8 protein-coding genes, 1 tRNA gene and 7 pseudogenes are annotated in these 14,753 nt (G+C 48.6%); 3 read left to right on the top strand and 13 right to left on the bottom strand.

Going from position 1 to position 14,753, the window contains the following annotated elements; all coding sequences use genetic code 11:
• Positions 1-191 precede the first annotated feature (191 nt).
• The 3 genes and pseudogenes from AC6I8M_RS18025 to AC6I8M_RS18015 all read left to right on the top strand — a co-directional run bounded on the left by AC6I8M_RS18025 (position 192) and on the right by AC6I8M_RS18015 (position 1,770).
• Positions 192-267, top strand: a tRNA-Ile gene (locus AC6I8M_RS18025).
• A gap of 78 nt (positions 268-345) precedes the next feature.
• Positions 346-831 carry a hypothetical protein gene (locus AC6I8M_RS18020; RefSeq protein WP_318285198.1) on the top strand — a complete coding sequence of 162 codons (486 nt, stop codon included), beginning with the start codon at positions 346-348 and terminating at the stop codon, positions 829-831.
• Positions 832-1,073: 242 nt separating this feature from the next.
• Positions 1,074-1,770, top strand: a pseudogene (locus AC6I8M_RS18015) (IS5 family transposase).
• Positions 1,771-1,852: 82 nt separating this feature from the next.
• Here the strand turns inward: AC6I8M_RS18015 and AC6I8M_RS18010 are convergent.
• The 13 genes and pseudogenes from AC6I8M_RS18010 to tssM all read right to left on the bottom strand — a co-directional run bounded on the left by AC6I8M_RS18010 (position 1,853) and on the right by tssM (position 14,731).
• Positions 1,853-2,401 carry a plasmid partitioning protein RepB C-terminal domain-containing protein gene (locus AC6I8M_RS18010; protein ID WP_498013547.1) on the bottom strand — a complete coding sequence of 183 codons (549 nt, stop codon included), beginning with the start codon at positions 2,399-2,401 and terminating at the stop codon, positions 1,853-1,855.
• A gap of 462 nt (positions 2,402-2,863) precedes the next feature.
• Positions 2,864-3,607 carry a ParB/RepB/Spo0J family partition protein gene (locus AC6I8M_RS18005; protein WP_022548664.1) on the bottom strand — a complete coding sequence of 248 codons (744 nt, stop codon included), beginning with the start codon at positions 3,605-3,607 and terminating at the stop codon, positions 2,864-2,866.
• Positions 3,608-4,198: a hypothetical protein gene (locus AC6I8M_RS18000; RefSeq protein ID WP_498013546.1), complete on the bottom strand. Its 591-nt coding sequence runs from the start codon at positions 4,196-4,198 to the stop codon at positions 3,608-3,610.
• A 69-nt stretch (positions 4,199-4,267) separates the two neighbouring features.
• Positions 4,268-4,456, bottom strand: a pseudogene (locus AC6I8M_RS17995) (recombinase family protein); the annotation flags it as partial.
• Positions 4,457-4,467: 11 nt separating this feature from the next.
• Entirely contained in the window at positions 4,468-5,013 is a 546-nt protein-coding gene (locus AC6I8M_RS17990; RefSeq protein WP_022548666.1) for a recombinase family protein, read from the bottom strand.
• A 78-nt stretch (positions 5,014-5,091) separates the two neighbouring features.
• Positions 5,092-5,787, bottom strand: a pseudogene (locus tag AC6I8M_RS17985) (IS5 family transposase).
• Between the two features lie 43 nt (positions 5,788-5,830).
• A pseudogene (locus AC6I8M_RS17980) lies at positions 5,831-6,016 on the bottom strand (type VI secretion system tube protein Hcp); the annotation flags it as partial.
• 884 nt (positions 6,017-6,900) lie between these two features.
• Positions 6,901-7,392 (bottom strand): hypothetical protein, encoded by a 492-nt coding sequence (locus tag AC6I8M_RS17975; protein WP_010617811.1) that lies wholly within the window; start codon positions 7,390-7,392, stop codon positions 6,901-6,903.
• Between the two features lie 467 nt (positions 7,393-7,859).
• Positions 7,860-9,386, bottom strand: a pseudogene (gene tssC / locus AC6I8M_RS17970) (type VI secretion system contractile sheath large subunit).
• Entirely contained in the window at positions 9,358-9,885 is a 528-nt protein-coding gene (gene tssB / locus AC6I8M_RS17965) for a type VI secretion system contractile sheath small subunit (RefSeq protein ID WP_010617809.1), read from the bottom strand. The pseudogene tssC and the gene tssB overlap by 29 nt, the downstream one beginning before the upstream one ends.
• 79 nt (positions 9,886-9,964) lie before the next feature.
• Entirely contained in the window at positions 9,965-10,411 is a 447-nt protein-coding gene (locus AC6I8M_RS17960; protein WP_498013832.1) for a type VI secretion system protein TssA, read from the bottom strand.
• Between the two features lie 17 nt (positions 10,412-10,428).
• Positions 10,429-11,142: pseudogene (gene tagF / locus AC6I8M_RS17955) on the bottom strand (type VI secretion system-associated protein TagF).
• A 14-nt stretch (positions 11,143-11,156) separates the two neighbouring features.
• Positions 11,157-14,731 (bottom strand): annotated as a pseudogene (tssM, locus tag AC6I8M_RS17950) (type VI secretion system membrane subunit TssM).
• Between the last annotated feature and the right edge of the window lie 22 nt (positions 14,732-14,753).

The raw sequence follows: 14,753 nt of genomic DNA, 5'->3' as shown, positions 1-14,753 counted from the left end.
ATCCTGAGACAAGGCAGCAGCAAGCCTTGTCTCAAAAAAGCGACATCGCTGAGCGCTTATTGCCCGCTTCTGCCAAGGCTCGGGGATTTTTTGCTGTGAGATCAAGGACTCAGTGATTGCGGGAATTTTCACCAACCGATTGAGCAACGCTGGATCGCCCCACCGAGATACTTTATAATCCCCGCTCCGCTGGCCCCTTAGCTCAGTGGTTAGAGCAGGCGACTCATAATCGCTTGGTCGCTGGTTCAAGCCCAGCAGGGGTCACCAAATTTCTTCATAAAAACATATACTTAAGCCGCTCACCGAAGCGGTTTTTTTGTATCTGGGTTTTCGAGTGGCGGTAAAGTGGCGGTGCATTTTTACCGCCACCACCTTCCTCCGATTGATTCGCCAGACAAACTCTCCTCAAAAGGACGCTTGATAATGCGATTACACTTAGCCCTGATCTGCTCTGCGTTAATATTCTCCTCAGTAGCTGCGGCGCAAGCTTCAGACGTCATCACCCTTAAAAATAAGCTTAAGCCCTGGCAACCGACCGAAGTCAGCCTAAAGGAAGATCAGCTAACTATTGTGATACCCGCCGCCAATGTTGATGACGAAACTTATAAAGCAATCACCTCTAGCGGGATATGCCCCCCCATCTGGACAAAAGACCTGCCTGCTAATTACCTAAAAAATATCAAGGCAATCAACGTAACAAACAAATTTAAAGCCAGCGGATATTCTTTTGAAAACCCACTATCGACCTGTAATGAAATGGGTAAATCGATGGATAAGCCCGCAACAGCGTTGCTGCTTGGCAATACTCACGTTTTTAAGGGCAGCGAATAACGCCCACAAAAAACCCCGCCAATGCGGGGTTTTATGGGCTGCTCAAATCAATGCAGCAAGGATGGCTGGGATTCATGCCCGGTGAAAATCGGCACACGATTGACCTAGCCGGGCGTTACAATAATCATCGCTAACGTTTCGTGCGTTTTGAAAGAACAGCTGCAATTGATGTTCTGGCACTAGGCTGTGTCCCTTAATCACCTGAGATATAGTAACTACCTGTTTCCACAACACACTGAACTATGGCTCGCTACGACCTTCCCGATGAAGCATGCACTATCATCCAGCCCTTATTACCTGCTGAACCAGCAACACCACGGGCCGGACGTCCATGGGCTGAACATCGTATGATCATCAACGGCATGTTCTGGGTGCTGTGTTCAGGCGCACCATGGCGCTATTTGCCTGAGCGATATGGCCCATGGAAGACCGTTTATAACCGTTTTAATCGATGGTCTAAATCGGGAGTGATTAACATTATTTTCAACAGGTTACTTTCTTCTCTTGATGCTCATGGTCTCGCTGACTGGTCCGCAACTGCGCTGGATGGCAGCAATATCCGGGCACTCAGGTGCGCCGCCGGGGCGCAAAAAAACATTCCGATATCGCCGGAGATAATGGGCTGGGTCGCTCTCGCGGTGGTTTTGGCACCAAAATCCATCTGGCGACAGACGGAAGCGGTCTGCCGTTAAATATCGTACTGAGTCCCGGTCAGGCTCACGAAAGCCAGTTTGCACAACGTCTTCTGGACGGTATTGGTGTTCAGCGCCGGAACGGCAGCATGAAGCGTCGTGGCCATGCAGTGCTGGCTGACAAAGCCTACTCCGGACAAAAGAATACCGCCGCATTGCCACACGTTACGACAAAACGGCGAGGAATTATCTGGCGATGGTGAAACTGGGATGCATCCGGCTGTTTTACAAAAGGTTATGTAATTAAGGGACACAGCCGAGTTAAACGAGGTATTAATGCAAGCATTTTTTATTCTAAAATTGATTAGAGTAAAACTTACAAAGATTCTCTAAGTAAGTTTATCTATGTCTGAGATCTTTGTTATTTCATTCAGGTAATCGTTCTTATTCCTCAGAAGCCAATGAAACACTTTTGGATTCTCAAGTATTTTCTTAATGTGGGAAATAATAATCGTGAGCTTTAAACTATTCGAACCGTAACTCTCTTTAATTTTTTGAGTATCAAAGTGAACTTGAGCCATTTCTTTTTCAAGTCTCTCAATCGCTTTTCTGTTAGCGAGTTTAGAATCTGATTTCTTTTTGGGGTGCTGTATAAGGCACTCAGGAGAGGAACTGTGACATAATGATTCCGAAAATAGGGTTGAATAGTTTTCAAACTTTACCATCAAGTTCGCACATTCTATCTGTCTCAATGGAATCATTTTCCTTAAGGTTCTGAAAGTATTGATCGGGATATCTTTATCGTTAAACAAATCTATCACTTCCGGGCAGATACCCTTCAAAACTGATAGGTTAGATTTTAAAGACTCAACACTTATATTCAATGGTGTGCAAAGCATTTCAACAGGAACTCCTACTTTTACAGCTGCTTTTAGCATTCGTTGGATCTGTATATTGTGATACGGTTAACTTTTTTATTAGGTGTGTAGGTGTCGTAAGTGGTCGAAATAAGGCAGTTTACTTTGTCTTCGCCTAAGTCTTTAAGGGCCTCAAGCCTAAAGTGACCATCGAAAAATTTTCACAGATTTTTCGGTTTGATCAATGAAAACAAGTATTGGCTCGACTAATACCGATGGCTAATATAGTGCTTTTTATTTGTGTGTATTTTTTACTGATTTGAAAATTTGTAAGTAGTTTTTTTGTATAAGTCAGATCAGTGAGTTTGAAGCTTACTGATTTATCATTGATAACAATATTTGATCATTTCACACCTCAATTGGTAGTGTTTTTAACTATGACTTTGACAACATCTTGTAGACTCTCTTCATTTACTATTTTAGAAAAACTCTCATTGCTATTAAGCTCTTTGAATATTTGACTTGCAACTAGTAGTTTAATCTCTACATATTCAGCTTTATTTTTGTTTTTTTATGTTGGGATATATTGTCCTGGTAAAGTTGTTGTACTTCATAAGTAGTCATCTTCTTCTTTTTCTTAGCAACCCCCAAATTATTATTAATGAAACCTTTAAGGCCTTCATCTCGTGAGTCGAGTATTTCACGAATTTTACCAACATCTTTATGTTTTATCATACCTTCATCAAATGCTTTGATTAATAATTCCTGACCACCTTCGAAATCCACCCTTGCAATCTCGACAGCAAACGATATGGGTATGCATCCTGATTCAACAGCCGATAAAAGTTTGTGTTCACCTTTATTAATAAGCATGGTTAAACTTGTAATCCAGTGCAAAGATAGTCCGGTAAAGTTTGATATCTCCTTGTTAGATAATCCTTGCTCGGTCATTTCTTTTATTCGTTGGAACTGTTCACCCGCTCTTGGGATCACTCGTGCCATATTTTCGACTAAGCTCATGATGTAAGCTTGGTTTTTGTCTATATCCAATATAAATGCTGGTATCAATTCTTCTCCCAAAGCTGTCAATGATTCAAGTCTGCCTTGACCGCAAATTAGAGCGAAATCGTATTTTTTATCAACGATCCTTCGAATCGTTATTGGTTTCCTTAGCCCGCTTGCATCAATGCTTTCAGTTATTTCTGCATGTCGAAATTTGTTCCTTGACCGAGGGATTATTACCTTAATAGAAGATATTTTAACCATGTAAACATTTTGATCTTGCATTTAAAGTACATCCTTATCATCAGTAGTTGATAACATATTAAAGAATGGCTTGATATCATCAAAACGATACATTTCAAATAAAAGATTATTATTGTCTTTTATTTTTAACTCATGTTCCAAAAATTCTATTGACGGTAAGATGTAATAATCAACATGCTCAGTGTTGAGACTATTCATTCTTGCAACGATAGTAATTTCTGGATTTAGACTCCTGTCCAATCGCACTATCCATTTATGTTTATTTAAACCTGTTTTTTTACATCGTGAAAGCACTATGCAGAAGCTTAAAGCTCTATTAACTGTCACCAGTTTGTTTTCTGATATCTTTACTTCACTGCTTAAAATTTCATTTTTTATTTTGTTTACAATATCACCGTGCTTCTTTCGCAGGTAAGAGTTTATCTCTATATATTGATAATCTCGCTCAGGGGTATAGTCAATTAATTTATAGGCATTGAGAAGACCTCCAAATCGGCTTGCCACTACACTGCTTGATGAACTACTATCCTCTTCATCTATAATAAACGCTGATATTTTCCCATGCTTAGAAAGAATTTTCCTTAAACAATCCAATATCTTTTTATTACTCATTCTTGCAGAACGGTTGTCAATAATCTCCTTGGCTAACTTAAACTTCTCATCTGAAATTATTGGTTTGAAAAAAGAATTATATTTAATCCAGTCTTCTTCAGGATTTTGAACCCTCTTAGTCTTTAATTTTTGTGAGGTACGGTTATAAGTGTATTTTCCTGTATATCGATTATTGGTAAGATCAGAGTGAATTCGGCCTCGTGTCCATTCTGTTTTATCGCTGAATCTATACCCCTCCTGATTGAGTCGTGATGCGATAAGATACTCATTTAAACCGTCAAAAATGAACCTGTTGAAGATTTTTTTATTAGCTCGATTTCTTTTTTTATTCCAGGAAAGAGGACTATTCTATCTGTTTGAAGGCTCTTTCTCTCACCATGAGCGAGTATCATCTTCGGTTTGTTATTATTATCGAGTAACTTTCTTTTAAGCCCATATCCTGGTTTACCACCTTGGTAATAGCCTCTCTTAACAAGATTCACATGTCCTGCAAAAACTTTTATTGAAATATTTTTACTGAATGCACCCGCTGCATACATTAGTGACGAAAGTATGAATGTTTCAGTTTCACTGTTTTCTGGGAGATTTTCGGCACAATAAATGAAATCCACATTGTTCATTTTTAATAGATATTTATAATAAATGCCCTCTTGAGGATCTTTGAAACGACCGAAGCGACTAACATCGTATACAAGGACTGCATCGATATTTATTTCTTTCGTAAGGATATCGTTTACAAGCTTATTAAAATCATGCCTTCCAGTTGTGGATACACCACTTTTACCTGCATCATCATAAGTATGCAAGATTTCCATATTATGCTCATCAGCATATTTTTTGATGAATTGGGCTTGGTTATCTAGCGAAAATTCCTGAAGATTAGGCTGTGTCCCTTAATTACATAACCTTTTGTAAAACAGCCGGATGCATCCCAGTTTCACCATCGCCAGATAATTCCTCGCCGTTTTGTCGTAACGTGTGGCAATGCGGCGGTATTCTTTTGTCCGGAGTAGGCTTTGTCAGCCAGCACTGCATGGCCACGACGCTTCATGCTGCCGTTCCGGCGCTGAACACCAATACCGTCCAGAAGACGTTGTGCAAACTGGCTTTCGTGAGCCTGACCGGGACTCAGTACGATATTTAACGGCAGACCGCTTCCGTCTGTCGCCAGATGGATTTTGGTGCCAAAACCACCGCGAGAGCGACCCAGCCCATTATCTCCGGCGATATCGGAATGTTTTTTTGCGCCCCGGCGGCGCACCTGAGTGCCCGGATATTGCTGCCATCCAGCGCAGTTGCGGACCAGTCAGCGAGACCATGAGCATCAAGAGAAGAAAGTAACCTGTTGAAAATAATGTTAATCACTCCCGATTTAGACCATCGATTAAAACGGTTATAAACGGTCTTCCATGGGCCATATCGCTCAGGCAAATAGCGCCATGGTGCGCCTGAACACAGCACCCAGAACATGCCGTTGATGATCATACGATGTTCAGCCCATGGACGTCCGGCCCGTGGTGTTGCTGGTTCAGCAGGTAATAAGGGCTGGATGATGTCCATGCTTCATCGGGAAGGTCGTAGCGAGCCATAGTTCAGTGTGTTGTGGAAACAGGTAGTTACTATATCTCAGGTGATTAAGGGACACAGCCTAAGGTCATTAAAATTAACCTTACCAGCGCCGCCGCCGCCTCCAACAGACATGTTACTTGGCTGTGTTGCGCACCATGAGAATGAGGTGATGTCTGTCCAACCAGTATGGTTGGAGTCTTTGGACTTACCGGTGACACCATCAACTTTTAAAAACATATCAATAGCCATAATTATCTTCTCTTGCTTAGTTTAAGTTCTGCTTTGAAAAAGCATCGTTATGGCAAACAGGAAAGCATGGTGCTGAATAAAACAGTCCATATTTTACCTCTGCCTTGGCCCTGAACGTTGCTACATGCGATATTCAGAGGGTATTGCATTGCTTTCCCTAAGGAAATCAATGTAATTTCATATTGAGACGTGGACACAATCATTAACAATAAAAATATTTATTAGACAAAATGCATTGCTTTAAATTATATTGCTACACACCACATCTGAAAGTAAAAGGCATCATAACGTGAAAAAAATACACATGGTTCTTTCAAAAAAAAATCGCTTATTTTTATATTTATATTGAGCGCACTCATCTTCCTAATTACTACGTATGATTTATTGAAAACTATTTATATAGTTTATGAATTCGAAAGCTTTACCGCTTACTCAACTGGCGTATTAGCTGGCCAGTTTATTTTCGCCATTATATTATTATTAATAATGATTTTACTTAAAAAGAAAATATTTAATAAAAATCACTAACTTCATCAGACCATTTATAACAAAAGTAAGCTGCAGTAATTAAAAGCAAAAAAATTACTGCATCTCTTAAAAAGAGCAGAAACCCATTTTGAAAGTCAAAGAAGAAAAAAATAAAAGCGATATCTAAAAAAACAAACAAACCAGAAAGGGCCATTAATATGTGACGAATCATAAAAATAGTTATTTTTTACAATCTTTCAATTTTTTCAACATATGCATCAAAAACCTTATCGCCTAAATAAGAGTTTGAATTCTTTAAATTAATGGCATCTATATATGGATCCATAAAATCGGCAATAAGGTAATATAATAAATCCAAGTCACCCATCGCCCTTAACTCGCTATATACAGATGAGTTACTGATCTTGCAGATCATATGATCCATATACAGACTTCGTCATTTCTGCGCCAATCGATATAATCGAAACCAATCCCGTCGACATAAGCATCTTTGTAATAACTTTTTCTGAAAAGAGTTTAACAATAGGTCCTACTAATAAAAAATTAGTTACGTAGCCACCGCTTACTCTTCCGCCCAAAGATGCATAAAACTTTTCAAGTTGCTCTTTATTCAATTGTCTATAGTAACATTTAATAACTGTTTCAACCGTTCTTCTGACATCATTGCCAGAGACATCTTTTCTTATAAGTGCAATAAGTCTGATTTTATCAGTTTGATTTCTCCAGCGATGCTCAGTATCAAAAAAATCAGTTCCTACCCAGTAAATCATTGTCGGCATCTTAGCTATGCCTGACAAAAAACCTTCCGATGCATTATAAATTATCCCATGCTTTTCCGAATGAAATAGTTTCATCATGCCACTAACTATCTTATCAACATTGCTCATATGTCATTCCTTAACCTAAAGCTTTTAAAAAACCGCCACTAAATATCTTTAATTAAAGATTTATCATAGACCCTCACCACCTCATTAACACCATCGAATTAAAGAAACCTAAATCCCTTTCCTAATCCGGTCAGAAAGATGAAGAATATATACTGAAACAGCGAATATCGTTGTTAGCACTATTCCATTTAGTATATCGACCCAAACTCCTGCAGACCACGTCATGATAAAAAGGCAATAGCCGCCAAAGCCAAAAAACAACAAAGCTGAAACGGAGCTGACAAAAATACTTATAATATAACGCATTGCTTTATTTGTCATTATTTAATCTATCGACTTAAAAAACAAAAATGCCAACGCCTAAATAATTAGTCTGATACTTGTTTTTAAAAGTATCTCTACGCTGAAAAATGAAAATGATATATTTATAAAGCACGCCTGTTTCGGCGTGCTTCATCATCACACAATTAATTTTCGCTGGATTTGAGTGAAGGCAGTTTCGATACCAGACGCAGTGACACCGTCAGGCCTTCCAGCTGGTAGTGCGGACGCAGGAAGAATTTCGCTGCGTAGTAGCCCGGGTTATTTTCCTGCTCTTCCACACTCACCTCGGCGGCAGCCAGCGGCTTACGCGATTTGGTTTCCTGTGACGAGTTCGCCGGGTCTCCGTCGACGTAGCTCATCACCCAATCGTTCAGCCAGCGCTCCATTTCATCACGCTCGCGGAATGAACCGATCTTGTCGCGCACGATGCACTTGAGGTAATGCGCGAAGCGGCAGCAGGCAAACAGATACGGCAGGCGTGCAGCCAGACGTGCGTTAGCGGTCGCATCGGCATCATGGTATTCAGCGGGCTTTTGCAGTGACTGCGCACCAATAAAGGCAGCAAAGTCAGAGTTTTTGCGGTGCACCAGCGGCATAAAGCCGTTTTTCGCCAGCTCGGCTTCACGACGATCGCTGATGGCAATCTCCGTCGGGCACTTCATGTCTACGCCACCGTCATCGCTCGGGAAGGTGTGGCACGGCAGGTTTTCAACCGCACCGCCAGACTCGACGCCGCGGATCGCGGTGCACCAGCCGTACTCTTTGAACGAACGGTTGATGTTGGCTGCCATGGCGTAGGCCGCGTTGCTCTAGGTGTAGCCGTTGTGATTTGAGCCGTCGGTCTGCTCTTCAAAATCAAAGCTATCCACCGGATTGGTGCGAATGCCATACGGCAGACGCGCTAGGAAGCGCGGCATGACCAGGCCGAGATAACGGGCATCTTCCGATTCACGCAGGCTGCGCCAGGCGGCATATTCGGTGTTCTGGAAGATTTTGGTCAGATCGCGCGGATTCGTCAGCTCCTGCCATGACTCCATCTGCATGACGGTCGGCGCTGTACCGGTGATGAACGGGCAGTGTGCCGCCGCGCTGATACGCGCCATTTCGCCCAGCAGCTCCACGTCCTGCGGGCTGTGATCGAAATAGTAATCGCCCACCAGGCAGCCAAACGGTTCGCCACCGAACTGACCGTACTCCTGCTCATAAATCTTCTTAAACAGCGGACTCTGATCCCAGCAAGCGCCTTTAAAACGCTTCAGGCTGCGTCCCAGCTCCTGCTTGGAGAGTCTCATAAAACGGATTTTCAGCATCTCGTCGGTTTCGGTGTTGTTCACCAGGTAGCTCAGACCGCGCCACGCGCTCTCCAGCTGCTGAAACTCTTCATGATGAATAATCTGGTTGATCTGCTGTGACAGCTTGTCGTCAATCTCAGCGATCAGCGCCTGAATGGTGCGATACGTATCGTTCGAGATGGTGACGGTGTTTTCCAGCGCCTGCTGCGCCAGCGTCTTCACGGCACTTTCGACGGCTTCACGCGCCTGATCGCTGGTTGGACGAAATTCTTTGTTCAGCAGGGCGCTGAGTTCATTCTCGCTGTAGTGCGAGGCGCCCTGTTGCTGCTGATGCAAGACTGGGTCATGATTACTCCTCCTTACCTTCAGCGCTTTCATCCTGCTTCGGCAGATGGGTCAACGCCTTCAACAGCGTTGGATCCTGCAGAATCTTACCGATCAGCTCTTCCGCACCGTTTTTGCCGTCCATGTAGGTCAGCAGATTCGAAAGCTGGGTACGCGCTTCCAGCCGTTTGCTCAGCGGTTCGACTTTGCGGGCAATCGCATCCGGTGAGAAATCGTCCATGCTCTCAAAGGTCAGCTCGACGTTAAGTTTGCCTTCGCCGTTGAGCGTGTTATCCACCTGAAACGCCGCACGCGGCTTCAGCGCCTTCATGCGCTCATCGAAGTTATCGATATCAATTTCCAGGAATTTACGCTCATCAAGGCTCGCCTGCGGTTTGAGTGGTTTACCGACCAGGTCCGCCATGACGCCCATCACAAACGGCAGCTGAATTTTGCGTTCCGCGCCATAAATTTCCACGTCATATTCAATCTGAACGCGAGGCGCGCGATTGCGGGCAATGAACTTCTGCCCACTGGATTTCGTTGGTGCCATGATTTTCTCCATTAAGGGTGCGCGGGTAAAGTTTCGCAGGAGGCGCGCAGGTCTCGCTGCGTTGAGTTGTTACGCTCGCTTAGTTGCGGCGTCCAAAGATATTTTCCAGCTGATGCACGCCGTCTGGCGACAGATCGCGGATGATGTCCATAAAATCGAGTTCAATCAGCCGCTGTACGCGGTCGATCATCAGCGGTGCCGGATGGCTGGGTTCGTGCTGAGCAAAGTAGTGCTTCACCTTCTCCAGCATCAGGTGCGCATAGCCCGGCAGCCCTTTCAGCTCGGTCCAATCGTGAGTAAGCGCTAACATCACTCGCAGGTCTTTGCTGCGGCTGAGCAAGTCAATCGCCAGCTTTTTGACTTTATTCCAGTCCGCTGATTCAGCCGGGATAATGGTCTCGCCAAACTGCTGTTCGGCTTTACCGGTACTGGCCTGCTCCATCGCTTGGTAATCCGCGTGATACTCCAGGTTGTCGCCGCAGGGGTTATCACTGCTGACCGGCGCCAGCAGCGCGTCAATATTTATCGTCATAGCGGTTGGCCTCAGGATTCAAACATCGGAGGATAAAGTCCGTTTCGTCCGGGTTTTGCCCCGCCGGCCGGGTCGAACAGCAGTGAGAACAGCTGTGCGGTGAAGTTGCCGCTGTGCACCTGGGTGTAAAGCGGGAAGCCGTCGCTCTGGTTTGTCCACCAGAAGCTGGTGTAAAACTGCGGGTCGAAGCTGTCACCCGGCAGTTTCCAGTTGAGCGTTGACGGCTCGCCGTCGCCAATCACCTATAAAATGTCCGATTGTTCGCCGTCAGTTTGCGGCTGCTGGGGCTGCGGAATGCTTAGCAGCGCCTGGTCGAGCTGCTCTGGCGTACCGCCGTTTTGCACCACGCGCAGCAGCATATTGCCGACCTGCTGGTACCACTCGCCCGAACGGGCCAGCAGCGCCGGTGACCACTCGGCGGGCGTAAAATGGCGCAGCGCGCACAGCGGATAGTTGCGGCCGACGCTGTCACGGGCGGCAATCAGGCAGCCCATCTGGATCAGCTGACTGCCGAGCATCGGCGGCACGACAAAATTCCACACCGGCGCTTTGAGAAAGGCGCGCGACGGGGCGTTTTTACTCTCTTCACTGGTTTGCCAGTGATGCAGTCCGACCTGAAACCAGTTCGACCACTGCCGGTACAGCACATCGGGGAAGCGTCGCTTCACAAAGTCACCCGAGCTGGGCAATTTGCCGTACCAGCCGGGTGCTGCGTAATGAGTCATTATCAGGTCCTGTTTCAGGGGCAGCTAAAGCCGGGAAGCTGGAACGGGTTACGAATACTGCCAAGGGTAAACGACAACGTGACCTGATGGCCATCGACGTTAAAACTGGCCTCGCGGGTCAGGCCACCGACCGCGGTTAAGCGAGCGCGATCAAAGAAGCGGTTCAGCGCCCACGGACCGCTGGTCTCCAGCGTTGAGGTGGTGCCGTTGGTCAGGCCAAGCTGCATCCGCACCTGGCTGGTGCCGCCTAGTCCGGGCCAGCTCACCATCTGCACCGCCTGCGGGCCATGGCTGTAACGCAGAATCTGGCCGTCGACGTCGAGCGTCAGGTTAAGGATGTCGTTATCCATCTTCACCGTGCGCAGCGTGACGCGGAACGACGGCATGGTAGCCCCGTTAGCAAAGAAGGCATCACGAATCGACTGCGCCTGCTGGAACGGACGCAGCAGCGCCTCACCGCCCGGCAGCGTTTTGCCGTCGATGCCTGGCGTGAAGCGCCACGCGGCATTGGTGGTATCCACTTTGCTGGCCAGATTGTCGCGGAAGAAGCTGTCCATCAGCCCGCTGCCCGGCGCGAACATGCGCGCCAGATCGTCCGGCGTCACTTCGCTGCGCGCATTGCGCACCAGCGGATAACGGCCGGCAATCGCCTGGCGGCAGAAACTGCCCACTTCCATGGTGATGCGTTTGCGCACATTATCCATATCGCGGCGCTGTGCATCGCTGCTGGCACCCACGGCCATGCTGGAAACCATATTCTGCAGCGAACCCGGTAAGCGACCGGCGCTGGCCTGCAGGCGACTGATGGCATCGCCGGACGGCGGCGGCATGCCGCTATTGGCGGCGTCCTGCACCGCCGTCAGATAGCGGTACAGATCGTCGATCTGATGCAAAAAATCATCCACCGCCAGTACTTTACTACCCTGCTGCAGCGGCTGTGCCAGCTCCAGCACAGGAGCGAAGTGCACCGCTACCGCCTGCTCCGGTGCGTGCTGGGCTGCGCCCTGGCCCGGCGCCGCGCTGGCTTTGGAGGAACTGAATAGCGCTTCTAAAGTGCGCGTGGCGCTGTTGCCCGCCGCTGGCTGTGCCTGGGCACTTTGCTCATCCGGCTGTGCGCGGTTCAGCGTCAGCAGCTTACTGAGGTTAACCACCAGCTGGCGCAGCGGCGAGTGGTTGCCCGACAGCAGACGTGCGGTGTTGATTCGCTGCGACAAATCCGCGCTGCTGTTGAGCTGGATATCGCTGAGGAACTGCTCCCATTGGCGGATGTAATCCTGCACGTAGAGCTGGCGCACCGCGAGGTCGGTCTGCTGACTGTTCTCCGGCGACGCAACGCCGCCCAGCACCCAGAAATCATCCTGGAACAGCGCCTGCGTGACCGGTGCGATTTGCTTATCAACGTGCTGCCAGTAGCCGTCTGGCGTGAACAGGCCAGCCACGCCGTCATTGACCGATTTGCCGCTTTTGCGTGAAAACATCAGCTCACTCTGGGGTCCGCCCAGCGCCACGAGGGTGACCGGTTGCAGGCTGCCGTCACGCTGCAGCAGGCGCTTCAGACGTCTTTAGACGCGCTGCGACAGCGGCATTTGGTTAATCAGCGCCTGCTCGCGCTTTACCAGCGCGTCATCCTTCGCGTACGGCGAGGACTGAATCTGTGTCTCCAGCAGCTGCTGCAGATGCCATGCCAGCTGTTTCACTTCCTGCTGCGTCACGTTTTGCGGCAGTTCGCGGGCAATATTCAGCATCAACCAGGCATGCAGGAACTTGCCGTCATAATGTTTTGGCTGATACAGCATCTGGTAAGCTTTCAGCGCTTCGTAGCTGTAATCCGCATCGCTGCCGTTGTCATTACGCAGCCAGCGGGTGATGTTTTGCGCCACCTGCGGCAGCAGCAGCTGTTTCAGCGCTTTGTCATACAGGGTGCGCGTGGGCGTCGCTGACTTCGGTACCGCGATACAGCCCCATGCGGCGCGTCAGCGGGGGATCTTCCAGCGAGAAGTCGGCGCTTTTCGGCAGCTGCAGCAGCGTGTTGAGATACGGCACCAGCGCAAACAGATCGCCATTGCCCTGCCGCTCCAGCTGTTGTCCCAGCTGCTCCACCTGCGGCGTTTTCCCCGCCATCTCCTGCAAATAGGCTTTATTTTTGCTGTAGCTGGTCAGCCACAGCGCTCCTGCAATCAGTACCAGCACCAGCAGCGCCAGATAGTCGGACCACAATCCGGCGCGATTGCGTAGCTCCCACCAGCGGTTACTGCCCGCCAGGCCCGACTCCTGGAAGATGACATTTTCCAGCACGCCTTTCAGGAAGAAGCTCTGGCCTTTGTTCGGCGGGATCGGTGACTCTTTGTCGACCTGGTCCCAGCTGCCGGATTCGCCGCTGCGCTGTCCCGGCAGATGCAGGGCGCGGCTGAGCTCGCCCATCACGCGGTCAAACGGCAGTCCTTCCTGAGTACCGCTGGCGGAATAGATACCGCGCGGCGCGAACTGGGTTTCGAAATCAGAGCGGGCAAACAGCGTATCCAGCGCCTCCGCTAGCAGGGGGCGCAGCGCGGCGAACTCCTGCGGGAACAGATAGCTCTCCGCCCGCGCCTGCGCATCGCTTTCCGCCAGCAGCGTATCGGACAGGCCGGCATCCAGACGCTGCTGCAGCAGTGAATACTCCTGCTGAAACTGGCTATTGAGCTCAAACTCTGCGGTCGACGCCTGTGCCCACGGGAAGGTAAAGCCCCCAGATTTGCTCGCGCTGGGCTTTATCCAGCGAAGCGAAGTAGCTGCGGAAGCCTTTGAGCAGGTCGGTTTTGGTGACCAGCACATAAACCGGGAAGCGAATGCCGAGGCGATCGTGCAACTCCCTCAGCCGCTGACGCAGTGCGATCGCCTGGTTACGCTGCGCTTCCGGCGATTGCGTCAGCAAATCGGACACGCTGAGCATGACAATCACGCCATTGACGGGCTGGCGGCCGCGATATTTGCGCAGCAGGTCGAGAAAGTGATGCCACTCGCTGGTGTCGCGCTCCTGCTGGCTCTCCTGGGTAGTATAGCGGCCGGCGGTATCCAGCAGCACCGCTTCGTTGGTGAACCACCAGTCGCAGTTGCGCGTGCCGCCGATGCCGCGCAGCGCCGCTTTGCCGAACTTGTCCGCCAGCGGGAACTGCAGCCCGGAGTTGACCAGCGCGGTGGTTTTACCGGCACCCGGGGCGCCAATGATCATGTACCACTGCAGCTGGTAGAGGTATTGATGGCTGAAGCGCTGCGCCCAGAAAGGCGCGCCCTTGCTGCTGGAGCGCTGGAAGTGCGCTTTTTTCAGCATGTCGGTGGCTTCGGAGAAACGGCTCGCCAGCACCTGCTCTTCATTGGTCAGGCGTTTGCGGTCCTGCTCCGGCGCATCGCTTTTGCTGGTTTCGAGGCTCGACATCAGTTTGCGGTTGAGCCAGAAGTTATACAGGCGCGGAATCGCCTAGCTCAGCCCCCAGACCAGATAGAGCAGCGTAATACTGATGATGCGGTTCTGCTCTGGCTCCAGCGGTCGTGAGTCGACAATGGAAAACACCGGGCCAATCACCCAGATGATAAAGGAGAGCGCGGTAATGCCGACAAAACCCTAGGCGAGG

Source organism: Type-A symbiont of Plautia stali (assembly GCF_059731155.1).
Note: the sequence above shows the minus strand (reverse complement) of the source record. Positions and strands in the feature narration are given on the sequence as shown.

What these genes read in the sequence shown, in the direction of transcription:
- AC6I8M_RS18010 (WP_498013547.1), bottom strand. Translation starts at nt 2,401, where the DNA reads ATGCTAAAAGCAGCTGTAAAAGTAGGAGTTCCTGTTGAAATGCTTTGC.
- AC6I8M_RS18005 (WP_022548664.1), bottom strand. Translation starts at nt 3,607, where the DNA reads ATGCAAGATCAAAATGTTTACATGGTTAAAATATCTTCTATTAAGGTA.
- AC6I8M_RS18000 (WP_498013546.1), bottom strand. Translation starts at nt 4,198, where the DNA reads ATGAGTAATAAAAAGATATTGGATTGTTTAAGGAAAATTCTTTCTAAG.
- AC6I8M_RS17990 (WP_022548666.1), bottom strand. Translation starts at nt 5,013, where the DNA reads ATGGAAATCTTGCATACTTATGATGATGCAGGTAAAAGTGGTGTATCC.
- AC6I8M_RS17975 (WP_010617811.1), bottom strand. Translation starts at nt 7,392, where the DNA reads ATGAGCAATGTTGATAAGATAGTTAGTGGCATGATGAAACTATTTCAT.
- tssB (WP_010617809.1), bottom strand. Translation starts at nt 9,885, where the DNA reads ATGGCACCAACGAAATCCAGTGGGCAGAAGTTCATTGCCCGCAATCGC.